18 protein-coding genes are annotated in these 24157 nt (G+C 68.9%); 6 read left to right on the forward strand and 12 right to left on the reverse strand.

What is annotated here, in order from left to right; all coding sequences use genetic code 11:
* Window positions 1–19 precede the first annotated feature (19 nt).
* Window positions 20–4798 carry an ATP-dependent helicase gene (locus tag EDF74_RS07230; protein WP_123729426.1) on the reverse strand — a complete coding sequence of 1593 codons (4779 nt, stop codon included), beginning with the start codon at window positions 4796–4798 and terminating at the stop codon, window positions 20–22.
* A 249-nt stretch (window positions 4799–5047) separates the two neighbouring features.
* Between EDF74_RS07230 and EDF74_RS07235 the strand changes: the two genes are divergently transcribed.
* Complete coding sequence (locus EDF74_RS07235) at window positions 5048–6835, forward strand: FAD-dependent oxidoreductase (RefSeq protein WP_123729427.1); 1788 nt, start codon at window positions 5048–5050, stop codon at window positions 6833–6835.
* An 18-nt stretch (window positions 6836–6853) separates the two neighbouring features.
* On the opposite strand, the gene EDF74_RS07240 is transcribed toward EDF74_RS07235, so the two are convergent.
* Both EDF74_RS07240 and EDF74_RS07245 read right to left on the reverse strand, forming a co-directional pair.
* Window positions 6854–8038: a pyridoxal phosphate-dependent aminotransferase gene (locus EDF74_RS07240; RefSeq protein WP_123729428.1), complete on the reverse strand. Its 1185-nt coding sequence runs from the start codon at window positions 8036–8038 to the stop codon at window positions 6854–6856.
* Entirely contained in the window at window positions 8035–10710 is a 2676-nt protein-coding gene (locus EDF74_RS07245; RefSeq protein WP_123729429.1) for a TonB-dependent receptor plug domain-containing protein, read from the reverse strand. The genes EDF74_RS07240 and EDF74_RS07245 overlap by 4 nt, the downstream gene beginning before the upstream one ends.
* Before the next feature lie 425 nt (window positions 10711–11135).
* Here EDF74_RS07245 and EDF74_RS07250 point away from each other — a divergent pair, with 425 nt between their 5' ends.
* From EDF74_RS07250 to EDF74_RS18215, 5 genes are all read left to right on the forward strand, one after another.
* The gene (locus EDF74_RS07250; RefSeq protein WP_123729430.1) at window positions 11136–13028 is read left to right on the forward strand and encodes a DUF885 domain-containing protein; all 1893 of its coding nucleotides are present in this window, start codon (window positions 11136–11138) and stop codon (window positions 13026–13028) included.
* Between the two features lie 155 nt (window positions 13029–13183).
* Window positions 13184–13966 (forward strand): DUF2092 domain-containing protein, encoded by a 783-nt coding sequence (locus tag EDF74_RS07255; protein ID WP_123729431.1) that lies wholly within the window; start codon window positions 13184–13186, stop codon window positions 13964–13966.
* Between the two features lie 455 nt (window positions 13967–14421).
* Window positions 14422–14589 (forward strand): DUF6515 family protein, encoded by a 168-nt coding sequence (locus EDF74_RS18285; protein ID WP_221180332.1) that lies wholly within the window; start codon window positions 14422–14424, stop codon window positions 14587–14589.
* A complete protein-coding gene (locus EDF74_RS07260; protein ID WP_123729432.1) occupies window positions 14586–15404 on the forward strand; it encodes a transporter in 819 nt (272 codons plus the stop codon). Before EDF74_RS18285 ends, EDF74_RS07260 begins: the two co-directional genes overlap by 4 nt.
* A 47-nt stretch (window positions 15405–15451) precedes the next feature.
* Complete coding sequence (locus tag EDF74_RS18215; protein WP_184997109.1) at window positions 15452–15628, forward strand: hypothetical protein; 177 nt, start codon at window positions 15452–15454, stop codon at window positions 15626–15628.
* Window positions 15629–15643: 15 nt separating this feature from the next.
* On the opposite strand, the gene EDF74_RS07265 is transcribed toward EDF74_RS18215, so the two are convergent.
* The 9 genes from EDF74_RS07265 to EDF74_RS07305 form a co-directional block, all read right to left on the reverse strand.
* Window positions 15644–17806, reverse strand: a complete 2163-nt coding sequence (locus EDF74_RS07265; protein WP_184997111.1) for a patatin-like phospholipase family protein — start codon at window positions 17804–17806, stop codon at window positions 15644–15646.
* Window positions 17807–17931: 125 nt separating this feature from the next.
* Complete coding sequence (locus EDF74_RS07270; protein ID WP_260232203.1) at window positions 17932–19071, reverse strand: outer membrane protein assembly factor; 1140 nt, start codon at window positions 19069–19071, stop codon at window positions 17932–17934.
* A 155-nt stretch (window positions 19072–19226) separates the two neighbouring features.
* The gene (locus EDF74_RS07275; protein WP_123729435.1) at window positions 19227–19775 is read right to left on the reverse strand and encodes a DUF4136 domain-containing protein; all 549 of its coding nucleotides are present in this window, start codon (window positions 19773–19775) and stop codon (window positions 19227–19229) included.
* A gap of 75 nt (window positions 19776–19850) precedes the next feature.
* A complete protein-coding gene (locus EDF74_RS07280; RefSeq protein WP_123729436.1) occupies window positions 19851–20384 on the reverse strand; it encodes a hypothetical protein in 534 nt (177 codons plus the stop codon).
* 1 nt (window position 20385) lies between these two features.
* Window positions 20386–21210: a DUF2092 domain-containing protein gene (locus tag EDF74_RS07285; protein WP_123729437.1), complete on the reverse strand. Its 825-nt coding sequence runs from the start codon at window positions 21208–21210 to the stop codon at window positions 20386–20388.
* Window positions 21211–21245: 35 nt separating this feature from the next.
* Complete coding sequence (locus tag EDF74_RS07290; RefSeq protein ID WP_184997113.1) at window positions 21246–22235, reverse strand: SphA family protein; 990 nt, start codon at window positions 22233–22235, stop codon at window positions 21246–21248.
* Window positions 22236–22278: 43 nt separating this feature from the next.
* Entirely contained in the window at window positions 22279–22656 is a 378-nt protein-coding gene (locus EDF74_RS07295; protein WP_123729750.1) for a DUF1622 domain-containing protein, read from the reverse strand.
* 42 nt (window positions 22657–22698) lie between these two features.
* Window positions 22699–23625, reverse strand: a complete 927-nt coding sequence (locus tag EDF74_RS07300) for a formylglycine-generating enzyme family protein (protein ID WP_123729439.1) — start codon at window positions 23623–23625, stop codon at window positions 22699–22701.
* On the reverse strand, window positions 23622–24134 hold the full coding sequence (locus tag EDF74_RS07305) for a YidH family protein (protein ID WP_123729440.1): 513 nt from the start codon (window positions 24132–24134) through the stop codon (window positions 23622–23624). Before EDF74_RS07305 ends, EDF74_RS07300 begins: the two co-directional genes overlap by 4 nt.
* Window positions 24135–24157: the final 23 nt, after the last annotated feature.

A 24157-nucleotide genomic window follows, 5' to 3' on the forward strand; every position in this document is an offset into this window, starting at 1 on the left:
AGTCTTCGCCTCCCCCTGCTCACCCTTCCCAGCTGATGCCTTTTGGCGCACTGGAAAAACCGGCGGCCCGCAGCGCATCCATCAGGCCATCGCGTCGGGCCGGCGCAGCGTCGATCAGCTCCACGGTGAACGAGGTGCGCCGGCCCCGCCGCAGTGCGGCGGCCAGCGCGTGCGCCGCGGCAGCCGTCGTGCCGGCCAGGGACACATCGTCCGCATCGAAGAACGTCAGCAGCTGGCGGCCCCCCTGGGCCAGGTACATCAACAGGCGCCCACCGCCGATCACCACCACGGCGCCGGCACGTCGCACCGGCCGGACCGCCGAGCCGTGCACCGGCCAGGGCACCACGGTACCGAACGGGTTGGCGGGGTCCACCGCGGACAGCCCGATCGCCACCTCGCCAGCCCCGGGCCGCAGGGCATCGGCGACGCCACGCAGTCGATCCACGATCAGGCGATCGGCGAACTGGGCCCCGCCCAGCCCGTCCACGAAGCGCCCACGCAGCACCCGTCCCGCATCCTCCATGCCGCGATACACCTGTTGCAGCGCCGGGAAGCCGCCGGCGATCCCTTCGGCCATCGCGGCCCCGCGGGTCACGATGCCGTGCCGGTCCAGCAGGCCCTCGGCCAGCGCCACCGCGCGCGCCGTGTCACTGATCGCCTCACGCTGCAACAGCGACCAGCGCCCGGCCAGCGCGGGGGCCGCAAAGCTGGCGATCACGGCCGGCGCGCCGTCGGCCAAGGGCGTGTCGTGCATCGGGATGCCACGGACGCGTCGACCGCGCCGCGAGGCGCGCGCGACCCGCGGCCGTGGCGCGCGGCCCCCGGCCATGCCGCGCAGCGGCGCCCACAGATCCGTGGTCAGGTGCCCCGACCAGGCCAGGCCCCACAAGGCGTCGTGCAGCTGCGCGGCGGTGATCTCCATCGGCGGGTAGCCGGCCCGCACCCCGTGCGTGCCCACCGCGGTGACCAGCTGGCGCGCGAAGTACGCGCCCCCGTCGGCCAGCACCTGCAGCAGCGCGTCCTGCAGCGGTGACAGCGCGCTTGCCCCCGCAAGCGCGGGCAGCGTTTCTGCCGCGAATTCCTGCAGGTGCAGCGAGACCAGTCCGTCCTCCTCACCGAGCCGCCCGTGCCCGGCCCACACCACGGTGCCCGTAGCGAGCAGCTCATCGAGCATCGCCGGCGCGTAATCGACCACGCGCGCGGGCAGGACCTGCTGTTCCCACACCGACGCCGGCAGTGCCACGCCCGCCAGCAGGTCCACCACGCGCAGCACGCCGTCGATGCCCTCCAGCGCACCCGGCCCGCGGTGAGTGATGCCACGTGCAGCCCGTTCGGCATCGGCCAGCAGCCCATGCCGCTCCAGCAACAACAAGGCATAGGCGTCGCGCGTGACCGGCCGGGTCGCCTCGCGTGCCGCCTGCAGCGAGCGCACCCGCAGCCGACGGAACACCGCCTCACCCACCCATTCGTGACGGGCCAGCGGCGCCGGCTCGGCGGCCTCGCCGAGGGCCTCGGCGTCGCGACGCGCCACACCGAAACGACCCTTGAGCAGCCTGCCCTGCGTCTCCAGCTGCGTGAGTGCCGCATCGGCCACGGCCACGCCCAATCCGAACGCGGCCGCCACCTCGGCCGTGGTGAACGGCGCATGGGTACGCGCATATCGGCCCAGCAGCTCGCCCAGCGGGTCCGATGAGGCCTGCAGGAAGGTCTCGGGGATGCCGCGCGGAAGGGTGACCCCCAGCGCATCGCGCAGGCGCGCGGCATCTTCGATGGCCGCCCAGTGCAGGCGGCCGGAGATCTGGACCTGGATCGCACGCCGCTCCACACAGAGATCGTGCAGATGCCCAGCAGGATCGTCATCGACCCGCCGCAGCGCCATCGCTTCATCGGTGAGCGGGCCCAGTTCGCGCAGCAGATCGGCCGCCCCTTCCTTGCCGCGCGCCTGGCGGTCGCGCGCCAGGCGCTGCAGCTCGCTGCCCACCTGCTCCACCACGGCCGCATCCAGCAGTTCGCCCAGATCGACCTGGCCGAGCAGATCCCCCAGCAAGCCGCTGTCCAGTGACAGCACCGACGCGCGTCGCTCGGCCAGTGGCACATCGGTGCCGTACATGAACTCGGCGACGTAGCCGAACAGCAGGTTCGCCGCGAACGGCGACGGCACCTCGGTGGTGACATCGGCGATCGCCACGCGGCCGTCGGTCAGCCGCTGCATCAGCGCCCCCAGCGCATCGAGATCGTAGACGTCCTGCAGGCACTCACGCGCGGTCTCGATCAGGATCGGGAACTCGGGATACCCCTGCGCGATGGCCAGCAGTTCACCGGCGCGCAGGCGCTGCTGCCACAGCGGCGAGCGACGACCCGGCGTGCGCCGCGGCAGCAACAACGCACGTGCGGCACATTCGCGGAAGCGCGCGGCGAACAGGGCCGAGCCGCCCACGGCGCGCGTGACGTCGCTGCGCAGCCGCTCCGGCTCGAACAGGAACAACTCCGCCCCCGGCAGGCGCCCCTCCGCGTCGGGCAGCCGCGCGATGATGCCGTCGTCGCTGGCCACCACCGCCGGATCCACCCCCCAGCGTTCGCGGATGCGCGCGGCCACCGCCAGCGCCCAGGGATCGTGTACGCGCCGCCCATAGGGGGAATGCAACATCAGCCGCCAGTCACCGGCCTCATCGCGGCAGCGCTCCAGCACCAGCGTGCGATCGGTGGGCAGCACGCCGGTGGCCTCACGCTGTTCGGCCAGCAGACCGGCGATGTTGGTGATCGCGTTGTCCGCCAATCCGCAGGCCTGCAGCCGCTCCCGCAGCCCGGCCGGCATGCCCGCTTCGGCAACACCGGCATCCAGCGCACCGATGAAGGCACCCACCGCCTCGCCCAGTTCGGCCGGGCGCCCCACGCCCTCACCGCGCCAGAACGGCAAGCGCGCCGAGCGCCCCGGCGCGGGGGTCACCACGACCTGATCATGGGTGATCTGCTCGATCCGCCACGAGGTGGCGCCCAAGGTGATCACATCGTTGACCCGTGATTCGTGGACCATCTCCTCATCGAGCTCACCGACCCGGCGCGACCCGGCACGCTCCTCGCCTTCCGGAAGCACCACACCGAACATGCCGCGGTCCGGGATGGTGCCACCGCTGGTGACCGCCAGCTGTTTCGCGCCCGGCCGCGCGCTCAGCGCACCGGTGTCGCGGTTCCAGACCAGCCGCGGGCGGAAGCCGGCGAAATCATCGGAGGGATAACGCCCGGCCAGCATGTCCAGGGTGGCATCGAACGCGCTGCGCGGCAGCGAACGGTACGGCGCGGCACGCCGTACGCGCGCATACCAGGCGTCCACGTCCAGTGTCTCCATCGCCGCGGCGGCCACTGTCTGCTGGGCCAGTACGTCCAGCGGATTGCGCGGCGGATCGATCGCTTCGATCTCACCGGCCAGCATGCGCTCGACCGCCACGGACGCATCGATCAGGTCGCGCCGCGTGCGTGGGTAGACCAGGCCAGTGGAGATGCCCCCGACCTGATGGCTGGCCCGCCCCACCCGCTGCAGCGCACTGGCGACCGAAGGCGGCGCGGCGACCTGGATCACCAGATCAACCAGCCCCATGTCGATGCCCAGCTCCAGGCTGGAGGTGGCCACGACACAGCGCAGCTCGCCGGACTTGAGCGCCTGTTCGATCTCGCGGCGCTGTTCCTTGGACACCGAGCCATGGTGCGACCGGGCGATCAGCGCGTCCGCTCCGGCGGCCCGCCCGGCGGTGCCGCCGTTGAACGACCCGTAGTGCTCGGGGGCAGCCGCCGCCGTCGAGGCAAGCGACGGGAGCTGGCCACGGGCGACACGGTCGGCATGCAGTTCATTCAACCGGGCAGTCAGCTTTTCGGCCACGCCCCGTGAGTTGGCGAACACGATCGTCGAACGTCGCGCCAGCACCTGGTCCAGGATGCTGGCCTCCACATGCGGCCAGATCGAGCCGACCCGGCCGGCGGAGGCGGGTGCATCGGCGACAGCGGGATGCGGCGGAATGTCGGCCATGTCCTCGACCGGCACCACGATCCGGACTTCCAGCGCCCGCTGCGACGGCGGATGGACCACGCTGACCGGACGGTCGCCGCCGAGGAACCGCGCGACCTCCTCCACCGGGCGCACCGTGGCCGAGAGCCCGATGCGCTGCGCGGGCACCTGCAACAGGGCATCCAGGCGCTCCAGGCTCAACGCCAGGTGGGTGCCGCGCTTGCTGCCGGCCACCGCGTGGATCTCATCGATGATCACGGTATGCACGTCGCGCAACGTCTCGCGCGCCTGTGAGGTGAGCATCAGGAACAGCGATTCGGGTGTGGTGATCAGGATGTCGGGCGGACGCCGCAGCAGCCGCGCCCGCTCCGCCGGGGTGGTGTCCCCGGTCCGGATCGCGACGGACAGGGTGACCGCTGGATCGCCGCGTCGCTCGCGTTCGGCACTCACCCCCTGCAGGGGCCTCTGCAGGTTGCGCTCGACATCGGCGCCAAGCGCCTTGATCGGCGAGAGATACAGCACACGGGTGCCGCGCTTGGTGGATGTCGCCGTCGCCGGCCGCCCACCGCTCTGCTGCTCACCGCTGCGGAACAGCTGGTCGATCGCGTGCAGGAACGCGGCCAGGGTCTTGCCTGAGCCGGTCGGCGCGATGACCAGAGTGTGCTGGCCGGCGCTGATCGCCGCCCAGGCATGGTCCTGCACTGGCGTGGGCGCAGCGAAGGCTGCCGTGAACCAATCGCGCGTGGCCGGGGTGAAGGTGGCCAGTGCGCCGGGGGCGGGGTCGTTCGAGGTGGGCATGGATCCGGATGTCGTGGGGCGCTCGCCCAGCGACGGCCGCGAGCGCAATGGAACCAGACTAGGGTATGCCGCGTCGGGCATCCGTCAATCGGCGCGGGACCGACGTGTCTGCGGCTGGCACCGCCCGCCCCTGAGTCCCCGCCACTCGTCCCTTCATCACCGACATCCGGCCCCAGGCCAGGGCCCGCGGGCCTCTGCGGGAACACACTCGCTGGCATCAACCACGCTGCTGCCGCAGGAACCACCCTCATGAAACGACGCGATTGCCTCAAGGCCGGGCTGACCCTGCCGCTGCTGCCGATGCTGCTCAAGGCCGGTCCTGCCGTCGCAGCGACGCGTGCGAGGGTCCGGCCCGGCGCTGCGGGGTGGCCGGCTGCCGCCGACTGGGACCAGTTGTCGCGGGCAGTCGGCGGTCGGCTGTCGGTGCCGCAGTCCCCCTTTCTCGCTGATGCCGCCACCCGCGCCGCCGCGCTGGAGCAGCTGCAGAATCCGTTCTTCCTCGGCGATGCGCCCGCGCTCACCCAGACCAGTGGTTACTTCGGCGCATGGCGGTCAGTACCCAGCGCGAAGGTGGTGGCCGCCGCCAACAGCGCCGATGTGGCCGCGGCGGTGAACTTCGCCCGCACCCACCGCCTGCGGCTGGTGGTCAAAGGCGGCGGGCACAGCTATCACGGCACCTCCTGCGCGCCGGATTCGCTGCTGGTCTGGACCCGCGCGATGAAGGAGGTCGAGCTGCACGATGCCTTCGTCGCCCACAACGCCCGCCCGGGCACGGCGCCGCAGCCGGCGGTCAGCGTAGGCGCCGGGGCGATGTGGATCGACGCCTACGACGCGGTCACCACCCGCGGCGGGCGCTATGTCCAGGGCGGCGGCTGCACCTCGGTGGGCGTGACCGGCCTGGTCACCGGCGGCGGCTTCGGCAGTTTCTCCAAAGCGCATGGCACGGCCGCGGCCAGCCTGCTCGAAGCCGAGATCGTCACCGCCGACGGGCAGATCCGCACCGTCAACGCCGACAACGAGCCAGACCTGTTCTGGGCCTTGAAGGGCGGCTGCGCCGCGAGTTTCGGGATCGTCACCCGGATGACGCTGCGGACCCATGACCTGCCCGATACCTTCGGCGGCGTCTCCTGCCAGATCCAGTCCAGCGACGACGCCAGCTGGCGGGCACTGGCGGCGGAGATGCTCCGCTTCTACCGCGACACGCTGTGCAACCCGCACTGGGGTGAGCAGTTCACCTTCAAGGACACGCGCCGGCTGTCGATCTCGATGGTGTTCCAGGGCCTGTCGCGCGACGCGGCCGAAGCGACCTGGACGCCGTTCCTGGACTGGATCCGCGCCCGGCCGGCCTACACCATCACCGAACCCTTGCAGGCACTGGCGATGCCGGCCAGAGACTTCTGGGACGCGGACTTCTTCCGCCAGCACGCCCCTGCCCTCATCGCCGAGGACACCCGCGATGGCGCCTCCTCCCGGCACATGCTGTGGAAGGGCGACCAGGGCCAGGTGGGCTGGTTCCTGCATGGCTACGCATCGGCGTGGCTGCCGTCGGGGCTGCTGGACGATGCGCAGCGTGAGCAGGCCGCCGCCGCGATCTGTGCGGCCGCCGATCACATGGATGTCGGCCTGCACTGCAACAAAGGCCTGTTCGGTGCGCCGGCGGCGGCGCTGGCCGCCAGCCGCGACACGGCCACCCATCCGGCCGTGCTGGACGCCTTCGCGCTGGCGATCATCGGTAATGCCAGCGGGCCGGTGTATCCGGGCCTGGGGCGCACGGTGGATGAGCCCCGGGCACGCCGGGGCGCCTTGAACGTGGCGCGCGCCTACCAGGCCCTGAGCGTGGTGGCGCCCTCGGCCCCGGCCTATGTCTCGGAGAGCGATTACTTCCAGAAGGACTGGCAGCAGGCGTTCTGGGGGCCGAACTACCCACGGCTGCAGGCCGCCAAGCGCCGCTACGATCCGCAGGGCCTGTTCGTGATCCATCACGGTGTGGGCAGTGAGGACTGGAGCGCGGATGGCTTCGAGCGCATCGGCGGCTGACGGCGCGTCGGGCAGCGTCTACGCCGCCGCCCCATTCTGGGCCTTGCCCAGCTGGGCGAGCACGCTGCGCAACGCCTGCTGCGCACGCCGGTTCTCCGCCGGCGTGCCGACGGTGATCCGCACCCAGGTGTCATACGGGGCGAACACACGGGCGATGCGCACGCCCTGTTGCAGCAGCCCGGCGGCGACGGCTGCATGGGGGTGCCCGGTATCGACGAACACGAAATTGCCGGCCGCTTCGGTCGAGCGCAGGCGCAGCCCACTCAGGACCTGCTGCCAGTGCTGCCGCTCGGCCGCCACGCTGCGCCGGACCTGGGCCACGTGGGCGGGATCGGCTAGTGCCGCTGATGCAGCGGCCAGCGACAACTGGTTCTGCGCGTGCGCGCCGCCGACGCCGCGCTGGCGCAGTGCCTCGGCGAGCGCCGCAGGCACCAGCGCATACCCGACCTGCAGCCCGGCCAGGGCATGGATCTTGCCCAGCGTGCGGAACACCACCACGTTCTGGCCCTGCCGCAGCAGGCGCACCGCGCTCAACGTGGCGGCATCCTCGCGGTAGTCGAGGTACGCCTCGTCGACGATCACCAGCGTGCGCGCCTGCGCGGCGCTCACGAAACGATCGAACTCGGCCCCGGGGCTCAGCGTGCCGGACGGGTTGTGCGGATTGACCACGAACAGCGCGCGGGTATCCGGCGCGATCGCCGCCAGCAATGCGGGCAGATCATTCTCCAGCCGCGCGTTCAACGGCACTTCCACCGCCCGGCCGCCAAAGGGCCTGGCCGCATCCACCAGGGCGCCATACCCGGGCACGCTGTAGATGAAACCTCCCGCGCCCTGGTTCAGCGCCAGATGCTGGCCGAGGGCTTCCAGTACCTCACCGACGATGACCTGTTCGGGCGCGACCCCTTCCAGCGTGGCGATCTGGCTCTGCAACGCCTGCAGCTGCGCGGCGCTGACATATCGCGGTGCCTCCGCCAGCGCGCGCTGTAACGCGGGCCCGACCCGAGGGGACGGGCCGTAGCTGCTTTCATTGAGGTCCAGCCGCAGCAGGTCCGTGGTGCGTCCGGCGGCCGTCACGGCGGGCGGCGCAGCGGATCCAGCGGCCGGCGCCAGCGCGACGGCTGCGGCACTGGTCAGCCCGGCGCGCAGCCAGTAGCGGCGCTGCGGGTCGGCAGGCAGGTGGCCTGCAGTCGTGGAACGGGTCATTGGAAACGCGCCTCCAGGCGTGCGTAGTAGTAGGTGCCACTCCAACCGAACGGCGACAGCTCGCTGTACGGGAACACGCCAAAGGTGTCCGCGCCGGAGACCTGTGGGGTGGTGGCGATGTTGCGGGTGGGATAGGTGTTGAAGAGGTTGTTGGCGCCCAGCACGAGAGTGACCGTGTCGGTGGCGCGGAAGGCGATGTCCAGATCGGTGACCCAGCGCGCCTCCAGTTTCTGGATCACGTCGACATTGCCAGCACTACCCGCTTCGGTCGGCAGCGTACGGAACCGGGTCGAGCCCTGCGCAAAGGCGGCGACATTGGCCGCGCTCTGGTTGGTTGCCGCCACGCCTTCGATCTCACCGTAGCGGTGCATGCCGAGGTGGATGCCCCAGCGGCCGACATCCCAGCCAAGCGCGAGCGTCAGGTTGTCGCGCGGCTGGCCTTTCTCCACGCGGGTGCGCTCGGTGACATCGAACAACGGCGTGCGCACGCCGAGCGCGGTGAGCTGCGCAGGGGTCGAGGCGACGTGGGTCAACTCGGTCTTGTTGCGGTTGTAGGCCACGGTGGCGGTGAGCCTGCCATGGTCCGCCAGCTCCCAACGGTAGCGCGCGGAAGCGTCCACGCCGGTGGTGCGGGTATCGGCGGCGTTGCTGAAGTAGCGCACGCTGGTCACGCCGGGCGAGCCCAATGCAGCCAGGTAGTCACGGATCGCGGTGGACCCGGCCGCATCGACGAAGTTGCTGGAGAGGAAGATCCGATCGTCGATGTCGATCCGGTACACATCCACCGACGCGCTCAGTCCGCCGATACCCCAGGTCAGACCGGCCGTGACATTGGTCGCCTGCTCCGGTTCCAGCGAGCGCGCCCCCAGGGCACGCGCTTCCACCGTATCCACCGGTGCAGTGCGCACCAACACATACTCGGGCACCCCGGTCACCGCGTTGTTGAGCGTGCGGCTGCTGGTCGAACTGAAGTACTGCTGGGCCAAGGCCGGCGCATGGAAGCCGGTGCTGACCGAGGCGCGCACCGCCACCCCGCCATCGAGCTGGTAGCGCAGGGCCAGCTTGCCGTTGGTGGTGCTGCCGAAATCGCTGTAATCCTCCCAGCGCCCGGCCAGCGAGACCAGGAAGCGATCCGTCACATCGGTTTCCGCTTCGGCGTAGGCGGAAACGTTGTGACGGTGATGGTTGCCGGCGTCCGCCGGCTGGATGCCCGCGAAGCCCTGCGAGCCGATCGTCGGCACCGCACCAGCCAATGGGCCATCAAGCACCCGCGCCGGGCCCCACACGTATGCGTTCAGCTCACCGGGCGAGATGCCGTAGGTGTCGCGGCGGAACTCCGCTCCGATCGCCAGCCGCAGGGGCGCATGCCAACCCAGCTCGATACTGTTGTTGGCATCCAGATTGGTGGTCCACTGCGAGGCCTCCAGCGCACCGTTGTAGAAGGCCGTCGGGCTGTCCGCACCCAGCGTGGCGTTGAGCGTGTTGCGGGTACGGTAGACCAGCTTGTTGCGGCCGTAGACACTGCTCAGGTCCCAATGCCAGTCGCCGAGCAGACCTTTGATGCCTGCGCCGAGCGAGGCGTTGGTGCTCTGGGTATCGACCCATGGCAGGAACCCGTCCGGGTAGATCGCGCGCACGTTCTCGACCTGGCCAGCGCGGCGCAGGGAGGCGTTGGAACTGCCCTCGCTTACCCCGTAGCCGCCGAAGGCATACGCCTCCAGTCCCTCGGCCCAGGCGAGCGGCTTGCGCAGGTTGCCGAACACGGTCTTTTCCACGGTGTCGGCCGAGTCGGCGAAGCGCCACAGGGCATCGCGGTCGAGGGTGGCTTCGCGTGGGTCGGCCACGGCACCCGCCGCCGCGCCCCCGATCGGGGCCAGGCCGGTGCCGGACCCGAAGGTCCCCGACGGCGCCACCGGCGCACCATTGCGGCCGATCCCGAAGTACTGCTGCCGGGTATCGGGCAACGCGCGGTTGGCGCCCTTGCGGTCACGATAATCCCAGGTGAGGTGCAGACCGCCGCCATCGGCGAAGGCGACGCCGGTGTCCAGGGCGACGGACGTGGTGCCACCGCCGCCATCGCGGGTGGTGCCGCGGCTGACCCGCCCTTCGAAGCCGGCGTCCTCGCGCAGCACGATGTTGATCACCCCGGCAATCGCATCGGAACCGTACTGGGCAGACGCGCCATCACGCAGCACTTCGATCCGCTCGATCGCACTCACCGGGATCGCATTGAGATCCGTGGAGACCGCGCCCTTGCCCACCGTGCCGCCGGTGTTGACCCAGGCACTGGCATGCCGGCGCTTGCCGTTGACCAGCACCAGGGTCTGGTCCGGCGAAAGCCCGCGCAGCGTCGCCGAGCGGATGTGGGTGTTGCCATCCGGGGTGGTCGGGTGCGGGAAGTTGAACGAGGGCAACAGCGACTGCAGGATCTGGCTGATATCGGTGTAGCCGCTGCTGCGGATGTCCTGCGCGCCCAGCACATCGATCGGCACCGGCGATTCGAGCACGGTGCGGGCCTGAGTGCGGTTGCCGAGGACGGTGAGCTGGTCGAGCTGGGTGACTCCCGGCGCACTTGCCGCGGTTTGAGCATGGACCGGAACGGCGGTGAACAGGCTGGCAAGCACGGCGACGGACAGACGGCGACGTCGCAGCACGGTGGCGCGAGGATTCATGGTGGTTTCCGCAGAGGTCGGGCGTTACGCCCGAAGAAGACGATGAGGCGGCGCAGGCGGTACGTCAGCGGCGACATCGCCGTGGCAGGTACGGAGCAGGCAAGGCAGGTTCCCCCAGGTGACCTGGAGGCACTTGTTGCAAACTTGTTGCAGAGCGTCAATCCACCGTGGGGCGTGCCCCCGCGCGGGTGGAATGGCGTGCAGGACCGCCACCGATCAAGTGCTTGATTTGATTCACTGGGGCCCGTCTTTTTACCGAGAACGCCCTTACGCACGGGCATATCCACATAGCCAACGGTGCTCGGGCAAGGCACCGGAACGCAGGATGCATCCAGCCGGCTGCGCACGCGTGACGATCGATACGTGCGCTGGCGTACGTGCTGGCGTAGCCTGCGCGCAGCCTGCCCGCCAACGGAGATCGCCCTGTGATTCCGACCACGCCCGCCCGCCGATTCCCCGCCCTGCTCGCACTCGCCATCGCCGGGACCCTCACGCTTGCATCCGCCGGGGCGCATGCGCAGGCGCCGTCCACGGCAACCACACCGGCCACCACCTCGTTCAACGCCCTGCTCGATGCGCAGACGATGGCCGCGATCAACGCCGATCCGGAACTGCGCACGATGCTCGGCATCAGCGGCGATGCGGGCGGTGATCTGTCCGGCCAGCTGACCGACGTCTCGCTGGCCCGGCGCGAGATCAACCGCCGCTTTCTTGTCGACAACCTGGCGCAGATCCGTGCATGGAAGGGCGCACCGCTGGACCCGCAGCAACGCCTCAGCGACGGCCTGGCGCGCTGGTTCTACCAGACCCAGATCGATCTGATGGCCGTGCCATGGGCCGCGGCCTGGTTGCCGGTCGGCGGCAGCACCTACGCGATCGACCAATTGTTCAGCCTGCCGGTCAACCTGCCACAGTTCATGGACAACCAGCATGCGGTGACCGACGACACCAGCGCCCGCCGCTACATTGAACGGCTGCAGGCGATGGGCACCAAGCTGGACCAGGTCCGCGCCAACGTCGACATGCAGGCCCGACAGGGCGTGGTACCGCCGGCGGTTGCACTGGAAGGCGCGGCCAACCAGTACCGTGCCCTGCTGAAACCGGCGCCGCAGGACAGCCTGTGGGTGCAGTCATTGCAGCGCAAGCTGGACAAGGTGCCGTCCATCCCGGCGGCCCGTCGCGCTGAACTGATCGCGCAGGCCACCGCTGCTGTGCGCGACGCGGTGAACCCGGGGTATCAACGCCTGCTCGACAACGTGCAGGCCACGCTGGCGACCCATCCCGGCAACAACGGCGTGTGGGCACTGCCCGAGGGCAAGGCCTACTACGATGCGGCCCTGCGCTGGTACACCAGTACCGACCTGGACGCCGATGCCATCCACCAGATCGGCCTGCGCGAAGTGGCGCGGCTGGACACGGCGATGGATGGCCGCCTGAAGCAGCTGGGCCTGCACGAGGGCAGCGTGGCCGCCCGCATCGAACAGCTACGCAAGGACCCACGCTACCTGTACGAGGACAGCGACGCCGGCCGCAGGCAGCTGATCGGCGACATCGAACAGCGCCTGCGCGCTCTCGATCCGCTCCTGCCAACCTACTTCGGCCATCTGCCGACGCAGAAGCTGCTGGTGCAGCCGGTACCCACGCACATGCAGGCCACCTCGCCCGGCGGCTACTACTACCCACCGGCGATGGACGGCTCACGGCCGGGCACATTCTTCATCAACCTGGGCGACATCACCTCCAATACGCGTTGGAGCATTCCCACCCTTACCTATCACGAGGGCTCGCCGGGGCATCATTTCCAGATCTCGATCGGCCAGACCCTGACCGAGCTGCCGATGCTGCGCCGCAGCCTCAATCCGAGTGCGTTCAGCGAAGGCTGGGCGCTGTATGCCGAGCAGCTGATGTCCGAGACCGGTGTGTACCGCGATGACCCGGCCGGAGATCTGGGCCGTCTGCAGGCCGAGATGTTCCGCTCGGTGCGGCTGGTGGTCGACACCGGCCTGCATCGCAAACGATGGACACCCGAGCAGGCCATCGCCTACATGCAGGACAAGACCGGCATGACCCCGGCCGATGTGCGCATCGAGGTCTACCGCTACCTGGTGCAGCCGGGTCAGGCCGCCTCCTACAAGATGGGCCAAATGCGGCTGCTGGAACTGCGCGAGCAGGCACGCCGGGAGCTGGGCGACCGCTTCGACATCCGTGCGTTCCACGACCTGATCCTGGGCAACGGGGCGATGCCGATGACGGTGGTCAGCCAGGCCGTGGACGCCTGGATCGCCGCCGGCGGACCGGCCTCCACCCGGACACCGTGAGGCCCCTGCGCAGGTGCCGGCCGCTGGCCGGTGCCTGCGTATAAATACCTAGCGCGCTACCGTGTAACTCCGGTTGTCCGCCGCGTGGGCGGTGCGCAGAGTGTCAGCAGGGTCGGCCCGTCGCGCGCCCCACCGACGACACTCTGGAGACTGTCATGCCGCGCACCTCATCGAGCCTGCTGTTGGCGCTGGTCCTGGCCGGACCGCTGCTCCTGCTTCCTCCCCCGCTTGCGGCGCAGCCCGCGGCGGCCAGCGTTGATCCCCAGGCCGTACAGGCACTCACGCGCATGGGCGCGGCCGTGCGCGCGCTGCCGCACTTCAGCCTCAACGCCACCACCAGCACCGAGTACGTGCTCGACGACGGCCAGAAGATCGCCCTGCCCGGCACCGTCGCGTACCGCGTGCTGGGACCGGACCACTTCTTCGTGGAGATCCAGAGCGAGGACCAGCACCGCCAGCTGTTCTACGACGGCAAGGCGCTGACGATCTACTCGCCGCGGCTGAAGTACTACGCCACGCTGGATGGCCTGAACAAGAGCAGCCAGGCGCTGTTGACCGAATCGGCGACGACCTATGGCATCGAGTTGCCGCTGGCCGATCTGTTCCTGTGGGGCACGCCGGCGTTTCCGACCGATCAGCTGCAGTCCGCGCTGCGCATCGGCAGCGCCCGGATCGGCGGCGAGGCAACCCAGCACTACGCCTTCCGGCAACCCGGGGTGGATTGGCAGGTCTGGATTTCCGACGCGACCCACCTGCCCCGCCAGCTGGCGATCACCAGCCACAGCGATCCCGCGTTGCCCACCTACCAGGCCACGTTGAACTGGGATACGCGGCGCACGGTGACCGCCAAAGAGCTGGCGTTCGATCCCAAGGGCGCGACGAAGATCGTGTTCGTACCGGTCGCGCTGGCCGTACAGACCACTGACCGGGAGAACTGAGCATGGACCGTTCCGCTTGCCTGCGCGCCGCGCTGGCCCCGGCCCTGATGACCCTGATGCTCGGCGCCGCGCTGCTGCCAGCCGACGCCGACGCGCGCCCCGGGCTGCGCGGTTTTGCCCACCCCTCGATCGCCCATGCCGGCGGCTTCGGCGGAGGTGGCATGCCCCACGGCGGCGGTGGATTCACCCCGCACCCGCCGGGGCCTGGCCCCGCCCCGCATCCCGGCCCGGGCCCGCGCCCGGAGCCGGGCCCGCATCCTGGCCCGGGTCCCGGTCCCCACCCTGCTCCGGGGCCGGGACCCGGGCCGGGACCTCATCCTCCAGGACCTGGACCCGGTCCGGGCCCAGGACCTGGTCCTGGCCCCGGGCCGCATCCGCCCGGGCCACCCCCTCCGCCGCCCCCGCCGCCGTACTGGGACCATCCCTTCTGGGATGCCGCCGCGTTCACCGCAGGCGTGGCCGTCACGTCGGCCGTGATCGGCTCGATCGTCTACTCGCTGCCGGTGGACTGCAGCACGGTCGTCGTCAACGGCATCGGCTACCAGCAGTGCGACAACGCCTGGTATCAGCCGCGCTATGCGGGCACCACGGTGCAGTACATCGTCGTGGATGCGCCGCGATGAGGTGTCGGCGGCATCCGGCCTGGCTGGCGCTGCTCGCCCTGCTGGGTGCCGCGCCCCTCGCCGCACAGGAGGCGCCGGCCGGGTCGGCGTCCTCCGACGACATCGCACGCAAGCTCGCCGATCCCGGCGCGGCGCTGATCTCCGTGCCGTTCCAGTACAACTACCAAGGCTCGGTCGGGCCTGGCGGCGACGCGCACAACCAGCAGTTGAAGATCCAGCCGGTGATTCCCTTCGTGGGCGAGAACGGCAAGTTCATCCTGCGCCCGATCCTGCCGCTGAGCTGGAACCAGTTTCCGCGGGACAAGCACGGCACCGGGGACCTGTTCGTGCAGGGGTATTACATCCCCAAGACCGCGGCGGAAGCGCACGGCACCGAATTCGGCTACGGCTTCGCCGCGCTGCTGGATACCGCCTCGCACGACAGCCTCGGTACGGGGAAATACTCACTCGGCCCCGCCTTCATCCTGGTCCACAAGACCAAGGCGTGGACGGTGGGCGCGCTGGCCAACCATGTCTGGTCCGTTGCCGGCGATGATGACCGCGAGGATGTGAGCAGCACCAGCGTGCAGCCGTTCGTCACCCGCAATCTGCCCGATGGCTGGTCACTCAGTGTGACCTCGGAAACCAACTACAACTGGAAGGCCGCCAGCAGCGATGCCTGGACCGTGCCGCTTGGCGCCACCGTGTCCAAGGTACTGCGCGTGGGACATACCCCGGTCAGCGTGGGTGTCGGCGGCTTCTACAACGTGGACCGGCCCCAGTACGCCAGCCGCTGGACCGCGCGCCTGACCGTCACCCTGGTGTTCCCCGAATGAATCCGGCGCGGTGTACCGCGCGCCCTGCAGCGGATGGAGAGACCTTCATGCACGGACATCCCTTGATCTGGATCGTCAGCCTGTTCGTGCTGCCGCTGGTGGCAGCGCTGGTGCTGAGCCTGTTCGTCCGCCACCGCGGCATCAGTGCGAATGCGGTGCTGGCCTGGTTCGTGATCGTCTGCTGGTGCGGCGCGCTCGGGGTGATCCTGTCGCAGGTCTGGTGACCTGCGCTGCCGGCATCACAACGACTGCCCGAGTTCAATGAAGATCACGTTCCGGCCGCCTTCGCGGAAGCCCATGCCGAAGATCAACGGCCCGATCCAGGAATCGAAACCCAGGAACAGGCTGCCGTTCCAGATGCCGTCACTCAGTGACATGTCGCTGCGCCGCTGCCAGGCATTGCCGTATTCGACCGTGCCGCCGACCTGGGCCGAGCGCCCGAGCAGCTTGCCCAGTTCATAGGTGTAGCCGGCAAAGCCCAGCGCGTAATCCTGGCCGGTCAGTTCGTTGTGCTGGAAGCCCGCAAGCCGCCACCGCCCCCCCAGCCGGTACAGGTTCTGCACCGGTGCCTGGCCCGAGGAGGTGACGTGGTAGCGCAGCCCCAGCTGCACCGCATGCTTGCCGAAGGACTTGGCCGCAACAGCATCCAGGTCCAGCTGCCCGAACCGGGCGTCAGCACCCAGCCCGGGGCTGGATTGATAGGTGCCTGCATTGACCAGATAGCCGTCACGCGGGAAGTAGAGGCTGTCGATATCGTCCAGCGTTGCCTGCGCGATCCATGCCCCTTCCTCGAAATCCACGCGCGGAATCGATGGGTCGCCGACCTCGATCTTGGCATTGCCCCGGTAGCGCTCCACGCCGGCGGTGAGTGCCAGCACATTGGAGACATTGCGCACCACCGCCACCGTCGCACCGGTGCGACGCACACGGTAGAGCGCGGTCTTGTTGCCGTCATCGTCGTACAGATTGAAGCTGCGGGTCTGGAATCCGCCGCCCACCTGGAACGCATACCGGCCCTGCAGATCGAAGGGGTGGTAGTACTGCCCGGTCAAGGCCGGCTCATTGCCGATCTGCAGCACCACGCGCGCTTCGGCGCCATAGGCCGACAGCGGCGAGAACAGCAGGCCCGCGCGCAGATTGCTCTGGTGGCCGCCTTCCAGATCGTTGCTCAGGCTGAGCCCGGCCTCCAGATAGGCCGGCCCATTGGGCTTGGCATACGCGGAGACGACCACCCCGGTGCGCCCGTCGCGCTGCTTGACCTCGTAATTGATGCTGGCCAGCGTGCCCATGCCGTAGGCACGCAGCACCCCATCCTGCATCACTGCGACATCCAGCGGCGCGCCGATCTCGACCGGAAAATAGGACAGCAGCAACGCATCGGCATAGCCGGTGTGGTTGTCGACCTCGACGAACGCGATGCGGTCTGTACCCACCGGCCGCTCACGCTGCGCGCGCTGCAGCACAAGACGGTCGTACGTCTCCGGCGGCTGCGCGAAGGCGAGCAGTGCCGGGGCGGCCCGCTCCGCTGCCATCTGGCCGATCTGCAGGGCCTCGGGTGCCTTGTCGAAATCGCCGGTCGCCACCTTGCCGGTCAGGTCCGGAGCGATCAGCAGATCCTGCTGGCCCAGGCTGTCCAGCTGCTGCTGCGCGCTGCGGGTGGTCAGGAATCCGCTGAGCTGGCTGATCACATCCACCAGGCTGGCATCGCGATCGAGTGCGCTCAGCGGCGTGCCCACGTCGACCGCGATGACCCGGTCAGCGCCCATCGCGCGCACCACGTCGATCGGGACCTGGTTGGACAGCCCGCCATCAAGCAACACCTGATCGTGGATCACCACCGGGCGGAAGATGCCCGGCAACGACATGCTCGCACGCATCGCCATCGCCAGGCTGCCTTCAGCAAGTACCACCGGTTTGCCGGTATTGATGTCCGTGGCCACGGCCCGGAACGGGATCGGCAGGTCATCGAAGCGGCCACTGACCCGGCTGCCGCCGGTCGCGCGCTCGAACAGCGCGATCAGCTTTTCGCCTTCGGAGACCCCTGCGGCAAGGGCGACTGCCTTGCCCTCCCCGCCCAGCCCGATGCCGATCGGCGCCAGCTGGGCGTAGTCATCCGCCTTGCGCCGCAGCGAGCGATCCCGCCGCGGCAGGGTGTCGGTGAACAGGTTCAACCATTCGGTGCTCAGGACGAGCTGCTCGATCTGCGCCGGGGTGGAGCCGGAGGCATACAGTGCGCCGACCAGCGCGCCTGCGCTGGTGCCGGCGATGCAATCCACCGGGATGTGCAGCGCTTCGAGCTGCTTGAGGATGCGCACATGCGCGATGCCCCGGGCGCCGCCGCCGCCGAGCGCCAGGCCGATACGGGGCCGGGTGTCGCCCGGGGCGCGCTCACCACAATGCATGGCCCCCTCCTGCATGACCACGGGCACGGCGGGCTCGGCGGCCTGCAGCCGCGATATCGTTCCGGCCGCGCACAGGCAGAGAACCGCAAACCCGGTGGCGCGTGGTCTGCCTCGGCCGGTACGCATCAGCGCCATGCGCTGCCGACCTGGATGTAGAACGTGTCGTCCTCCGGACCCCAGGCGTAGTCGACGCCGACATGCATGCCCAGTTGACGCGCGATCAGGTACCGCACCCCCGCGCCCTTGGACACCTGGCTGGCGCCATCGCCGAAACTGTTGTGGCGCCCCCAGGTGCGGCCCGCACCCACGAAACCGATCAAGGCCCAGCGCTGCGTCAGGTTCCAGCGCAGTTCGCTCTCCAGCACCGCCGCGCGGGTGTCCTGGTAGCGGGCCGAGCCGATGCCGCGCAGATCGATGTACGGCAACCGATAGAACGGGATGTCGCCGTTGGCCCAGCGCGCATCGAGGCGACCGCCCAGCACGAAGTGTCTGCCCATCGGCCAGTAGCTGTACGCATGCCCGCGATAGCTCTGGAACGTGGCATCGCTGCCGATGCCGGGCAGGTAGAAATTGCCCTCGACCATGCCCAGCCAGCCGCTGGACGGGGTGAACGGGTTGTCGCGCGAGTCGTACTCCAGCGACAGACCCAGCCCGGAGCTGCGCTTGGACAACTCGAACGGCTGGAAGCGATCGCTGTCGGAGGCGACATCGAAGCCGACGTCCAGGTCCATGTAGATCCAGGCCAGCCCAAGGTAGAGATCGCGGTCGCCAAGGCGGCGGAAGCCCTGCTGGAATGACATCAGGCCGTCCATGTTGTACTCGATCTTCTGCGCAGGCAGCAGCGTGCCGGGCGTATAGAACCCGAGATTGAACGAGGCCTTGGCCACGCCCCCGCGGTAGCGCCAGCGGTCATCGTCGAAATGCAGCGATGCACCCACGCCGTAGGCCTCGCTGCCGTTGGAGGTGCGCATGGCGCCGCCGCCGTAGATATCGGGCGTCACCATCTTTGGCGCGCCATCCTCCCCCGCGGTGCTCGCGGCCGCGGGACGATGGAAAAATGCCAATGCAACGCCGCCGCCATTGCCGACGGCCGGGTCGGTGATGATGATCGGCACCGGCAGGAAGCCGCGATGCTCCAGCAGCCAGCGTGACATGTCCAAGCGTCCGTCTTCGGCGTCACGGAACATCCCGGCGTTCGTCGGCGTCGCGGCCACCGGTGCCGTCGCCGCGGCATCCGCCTGCTGCGCCGGCACAGCCCACGGCATCGATGCACCCAGCAACACAAGCAAGCGGACGGCATGGCCGATCGGCACAGGGCACCTCAACGGAAGGGTGTAGAGCGCGGGCACGTGCCGGTGGGAGGGGGGAGCCCGGCACGGGCCCACGCGGGTAAACGCGTTTCAGGTCGTGCCGCGCGGGATCAGCGCGCCGCGGTCGCGCCCGGCGGGAAGCCGACGAACAGCTTGTCCAGCCCGGCCTCCACTGCCGCGTTGACCTTGTCCGGCGAGGTCGGCACGGTGCCGCTGGCAGTGCCGCGCCATACCGCCTGTTTGGTCTTGGCATCGAACATGTCCACGACCAGCGTGCCCACGTCATAGGTATGCACGGTGGTGGTGGCACTGCCCATGGCCATGCCGCCGCCCCAGCCACCGCCGCGCCAGCCCCATCCCCCCATGCCGGTGCCGCTGTAGAAGGTATCCAGGGTCTGCTTCTGGCCGGTGGCGATATGCGCGGCCAGCGCGATGTCGCCGTTCGGGGCTTCACGCAGCCCCTTGGCCTGCAGGCGTGCGTTGATGCCATCGATGATGCGCTGCTGCACCAACGGCGAGCTGGCCTCGGGCTTCAGCGCCCAGGTGTAGGTTTTGTAGGACGCGAAACTGGCCGACGGATCGAAATCGGTCTTGACGGTCGGTGTGGACGCGCAAGCGACCAGGGACGTGGCCAGGACGGCGATGGCAAAGGCTTTCATGACGCGAGTCTCCAAGGCATGGATGGAAAGACGCGCTGCGGTCGCAGCCGTCCTGTGACAGGTGGAACAGGCGGATCAGCGGGGTGGATTGATCACCACGTACTGCACCGTGGTGCCGGCATAGCGCGGTTCGTACCAGACGTTGCCGCACTGTTGGTACGCCATGCCGTTGATCACGGTCGTCACGCAGCTGGGCGGCACCGAATTGACAATCGAGCCGATCACCGCCGAGGTCACTGCCACACCGGCGGTGACGGCCGCTGCGGTGGCGAAGGGATGATCGTCCCAGTGGTTCCAGTGATCGTCGTGGTAGTTGACGTCCACGTTGACGTTGCGGTTGACGTTGCGGTTGACGTTGCGGTTCACGTTCCGATCGACGTTGCGGTTGTTGTCGATGTTGCGGTTCACATTGCCGCCGCGATTGATGTTTCCGCCCTGGGCGCGCTGCGCCGGGCGATTGATGCTGGTGTGGGCGCTGGCACGTGCGCCACCGCCATGCAGACCGGCGCGCTGCGCGCTGGCGGGGGTGGCGACCATGAGCAGGACCAGCATCAGGACCGCTGCAAGCAATGAAGACGCCACGAAGAAACGTCCGATCACGATACGCATCTCAGTTCTCCTGCTCTGCATCGACAACGGCCACGGCGACCGGAACAAGTTTGATCCGTGACGCGTCTGCCGGCGGCTTGAACGCGAACGCCGCAGCTGGCACGGGGGTTCGGGTATCCCACCGAAGCTGCGCGCGATACTGCGGCAGCGCCGGGTCATCCAGCGAGGTGATGATCAGCTTCTTCGGCAGCGACGTGGCCTTGCTCACCCACAGCTGCCAGTCCACACCATCCTGCTTGAACGCATACTGCTCGATCGCTTCGCCGTCGACCGTGCCACCGCCGATATGCAGCGCGCCGCGGATCGCGGTCTTGGGCGCCTTGTCGGTGCCCCACAGGAACATGTCGGCCAAGGGCATATCGATGCCGTAGCGGGTGGACGCGTCTTCGACCAGCTCACCCAGCGTGCTGCTCAGCCCCTCCACCTGCGCGTAGTACTTCAGTCGCGGTGCGTACACCGACAGCGCCTTGCCGTCGTAGAACAGCTGGCGCAACTGGCGATCACTGCGCAGCTCCAGGAACAGCTGGTTCGGTGCGCGCACCTTGTAGGTCACCACCCCATCCAGCTCCACCTTCTGACCATCGTCCAGCACGATTTCCGTGCTGGCATCGGAGGTCAGTGAGAACTGTTTGAGCGCACGCAGTGCGGCGCCCATGCGGTCCAGCGCGGCGAGTGCCTCCGGGTCGCGCTCCGGCGTGGCGGCAGCCGTGGCAGCGGCAGGCGGGACTGGCGCTGCCGGGGTGCGTGCAGCGCCGTGCGCGGCCGGCGCCGAGAGCGCCAGAAGCAGGCAGCTCGTCCATACAGCGCAAGGGGATGCAGGTGACATGACGAGGACTCCATGAAAGGGGGGCACGGCGCAGCTCAGAAGCCGCCGCTGATGGACAGGCTCCAGGGATCACCCTCGAAGCGGTTCTTGACGCTGAATTCACCGATGTAGCGGAACGACACGTCCAGGTGCTCGCCACCGGACCACTTCTTGCCGTAGGTCAGGGCCGGGCCCAGGCCGAAGGCGCGCCCCTTGAATCCGTTGAGGCGGTCAGCGGTGTCACCTTCGTCGTCCTGCAACTGCTGGATCCAGCCGCCGGCCGCGCCAAAGCCCCAGCCACTGGGCGTGCGCTTGACCAGCAGCACATCGGTACGCGCCACCACGCCGTTCTTGTAGTCGGTGTCGTCATTGCGCCCGTACCAGTCCAGGGCGCCCAGCACGCTGAACTCCAGCGTCCCTTTCTGGAACAGATGCGTGTAGCCGACGCTGGGCGACACGGTCCAGACGTTCATGCCGGGGTTGGCCAGGCGGCTGGGGTCGTACTTGGCGGTCGGTGCGTACACATACACGCCGAACGAGACATGCTGCACCGGGTCGATGTGGTAACCGGCGATGACCGGCGCGAAGTACACGTCGAACAGGTTGGACGCACTGTCCTTGACCTGCCGCCGTCCGCCCAGCGGGCCTGTCAGGTTGGCGGTCACATCGGCGGTGACATACGGCACGGTCAGCATCGAGGCGAAGTTCCACTTGCCTGCCTGGGTCGGCCACACATACACGCCGGTGGCGGCGGTCAGGCTGACGTCGGCCTCCAGGCCGAGCGAGATCTGCCCGGCGATCGGTGCCTGTCGGTTGCCGCTGATCTTGCCGTCGTAATGGATGTAGCTCAACGACCACTGCATGCCCGGCTCGGGCGGGATCACACCGGCATAGGACGTGATCTGCATCCCGGTGATGGAGCGCCCCATCGCACCCTCGGTCGCGCCTGCAGGCACCGCCGCCAGCGCAGCAAGCAGAGTCAATGCGACCGCAAAAGGCGTGGGCCGGCGGGTGTGGCGGCGCGGTTTCAGGACAGGGATGGTCATGGCGTGGCCCTCCAGAGCGGACACGGTTGCGGGGTCATGGACGTCACGGTGGGCCGGGTACGGCCTGGCGCTGGTGCTGGCGCTCGCGCACATCGGCGATGTCGCGTTCCAGGAAGTAGTTCAGGAAGGTGCGGATCACCGCGATCGCCGCCAGTTGTCCGATCGCGTCCCAGCTGGTGTAGATCGAGGATTCGATGATGTCGGCCGCCAATTGCATGGTGAGACCTGCGACCAGCCAGCGGCCGTAGGACAGCCACAGTTCGCGCCGCTCCACATTGGTGGGATGGCCACGCAGCGCCAGGCGCAGCGCGTTGACGAACACCACCGCAGTGGCCAGGGTGATCAGGGCCAATGCCATCGCATCGATGATCACCACCACAGGCTCGGTGAGCGCGACCAGCCACGCCTTGAGAGGAGACATCATCGGAGCTCCGGTAACGGGGTCGATCCTGGCCGGCGCGGTTCATCCGCGCTCCACGCAACGGAAACCCAGATGGCAGGTGGCGGTATCGATCGGCTGCGCCATGCGCGCCGCGGGCCGATAGCGCTTGCAGTAATCCGGCGCGCACAGGTGCGAGCCGCCTTTCATTACCCGGCGTGGGACCGCGCTGCGATCGCGCGGGTCGTGGCTGCGTTCGCGCAGCCCCCCTCGCGGATTGTCGATCGCGCAGCACGGTCTGCTCTGCAGCTGGTCATGCTGCTGGTACCAGTCGCTGGTCCACTCCCAGACGTTGCCGATCATGTCGTACAGCCCATACCCGTTGGGTGGGTAACTGCCGACCGGCGAGGTCCAACGGTACCCGTCCTCATCCAGACTGTGCCAGGGAAACTCGCCCTGCCAGGTATTGGCCTGATGGCGCCCCTCCGGGACCAGACTATCGCCCCAGGCGAACTCACCGCTGTCCCGGCCACCGCGCGCGGCGAACTCCCACTCCGCTTCGGTCGGCAGATCCTTGCCCATCCAGTGCGCATACGCGAGCGCATCGGCGAAGTTCACCTGCACGACCGGATGATCGTCCAGGCCCTGCAGGCTCGAGGCCGGTCCGCGCGGGTGTCGCCAGTCCGCGCCGGGGAGGTAGTGCCACCAGTTATGCGTGTTGCCCAGGTCGACCGGGTGCGCCGGTTGCACGAACACCACCGAGGCTGGCTGCAGCAGTGCCGGATCGGCACCGGGGTAGTCGCGCGGATCGGCGGCCTGCTCGGCAGCCGTGACGTGGCCGGTCGCGCGGATGAAGCGGGCGAACTCACGGTTGGTCACCGGGTAGCGATCGATGCAGAACCGCCCTACCCGCGCCTTGTGCGCGGGTCGCTCCTCGGGATAGTGGTCGTTGGAGCCCATACTGAAGACCCCGCCGGCCAGCTCGATCATGCTATCGGCCACGACACTCATGCGAACGGCGCCACGTTGAAGGTCATGCTGACGATCGCCAGCAGGCCCAGCAGCCACAGCAGGCCGGCGGTGATCAGGGTCAGCGAGATCGGGTAGTGACTCTCCCCGTGGATCAGGCCTTCGCGAATCATCTCCTCGCGCTCGGCACGCAGGCCCTGCATGTAGCGGATGTGGTAGATGATCCCGAGGGTGAGCAGGACCATGCCGAGACCAACCAGGGCGATGCCGAAATTGCGCGGGGCGTGCGGGCGCAGCCCGACCCCGGGCACCTCCAGCATGTGGCCGAAGAACTGGTAGATCGTGAAGCCGAAGCCGATCAGCGACAGCGCCGTGCGGATGATCGACATCAGCGTGCGGTCCGCGCTCATGCGCGTGCGCTGGAATGACATCCCGGTGCGACGCGAGGAAAGCTCCATCGACGTGGCATCGGCACCGCCAAGCAGGTTCTTGGCCTGTTCGATGGTGAGCGCGCGTTCGGTCAGCTGCTCGCGGGGGTCCTGGGCACTCATCGGCGGGTCGTCTCGTGAGGGTG

The organism is Stenotrophomonas rhizophila (assembly GCF_003751305.1).
Classification (GTDB): Bacteria; Pseudomonadota; Gammaproteobacteria; order Xanthomonadales; family Xanthomonadaceae; genus Stenotrophomonas; species Stenotrophomonas rhizophila_B.

What these genes read in the sequence shown, in the direction of transcription:
- EDF74_RS07270 (WP_260232203.1), bottom strand. Translation starts at nt 19,071, where the DNA reads ATGCCGTGGGCTGTGCCGGCGCAGCAGGCGGATGCCGCGGCGACGGCA.
- EDF74_RS07265 (WP_184997111.1), bottom strand. Translation starts at nt 17,806, where the DNA reads ATGCATTGTGGTGAGCGCGCCCCGGGCGACACCCGGCCCCGTATCGGC.
- EDF74_RS07275 (WP_123729435.1), bottom strand. Translation starts at nt 19,775, where the DNA reads ATGAAAGCCTTTGCCATCGCCGTCCTGGCCACGTCCCTGGTCGCTTGC.
- EDF74_RS07285 (WP_123729437.1), bottom strand. Translation starts at nt 21,210, where the DNA reads ATGTCACCTGCATCCCCTTGCGCTGTATGGACGAGCTGCCTGCTTCTG.
- EDF74_RS07290 (WP_184997113.1), bottom strand. Translation starts at nt 22,235, where the DNA reads ATGACCATCCCTGTCCTGAAACCGCGCCGCCACACCCGCCGGCCCACG.
- EDF74_RS07280 (WP_123729436.1), bottom strand. Translation starts at nt 20,384, where the DNA reads ATGCGTATCGTGATCGGACGTTTCTTCGTGGCGTCTTCATTGCTTGCA.
- EDF74_RS07295 (WP_123729750.1), bottom strand. Translation starts at nt 22,656, where the DNA reads ATGTCTCCTCTCAAGGCGTGGCTGGTCGCGCTCACCGAGCCTGTGGTG.
- EDF74_RS07260 (WP_123729432.1), top strand. Translation starts at nt 14,586, where the DNA reads ATGAGGTGTCGGCGGCATCCGGCCTGGCTGGCGCTGCTCGCCCTGCTG.
- EDF74_RS07235 (WP_123729427.1), top strand. Translation starts at nt 5,048, where the DNA reads ATGAAACGACGCGATTGCCTCAAGGCCGGGCTGACCCTGCCGCTGCTG.
- EDF74_RS07255 (WP_123729431.1), top strand. Translation starts at nt 13,184, where the DNA reads ATGCCGCGCACCTCATCGAGCCTGCTGTTGGCGCTGGTCCTGGCCGGA.
- EDF74_RS07245 (WP_123729429.1), bottom strand. Translation starts at nt 10,710, where the DNA reads ATGAATCCTCGCGCCACCGTGCTGCGACGTCGCCGTCTGTCCGTCGCC.
- EDF74_RS07240 (WP_123729428.1), bottom strand. Translation starts at nt 8,038, where the DNA reads ATGACCCGTTCCACGACTGCAGGCCACCTGCCTGCCGACCCGCAGCGC.
- EDF74_RS18215 (WP_184997109.1), top strand. Translation starts at nt 15,452, where the DNA reads ATGCACGGACATCCCTTGATCTGGATCGTCAGCCTGTTCGTGCTGCCG.
- EDF74_RS07230 (WP_123729426.1), bottom strand. Translation starts at nt 4,798, where the DNA reads ATGCCCACCTCGAACGACCCCGCCCCCGGCGCACTGGCCACCTTCACC.
- EDF74_RS07300 (WP_123729439.1), bottom strand. Translation starts at nt 23,625, where the DNA reads ATGAGTGTCGTGGCCGATAGCATGATCGAGCTGGCCGGCGGGGTCTTC.
- EDF74_RS07305 (WP_123729440.1), bottom strand. Translation starts at nt 24,134, where the DNA reads ATGAGTGCCCAGGACCCCCGCGAGCAGCTGACCGAACGCGCGCTCACC.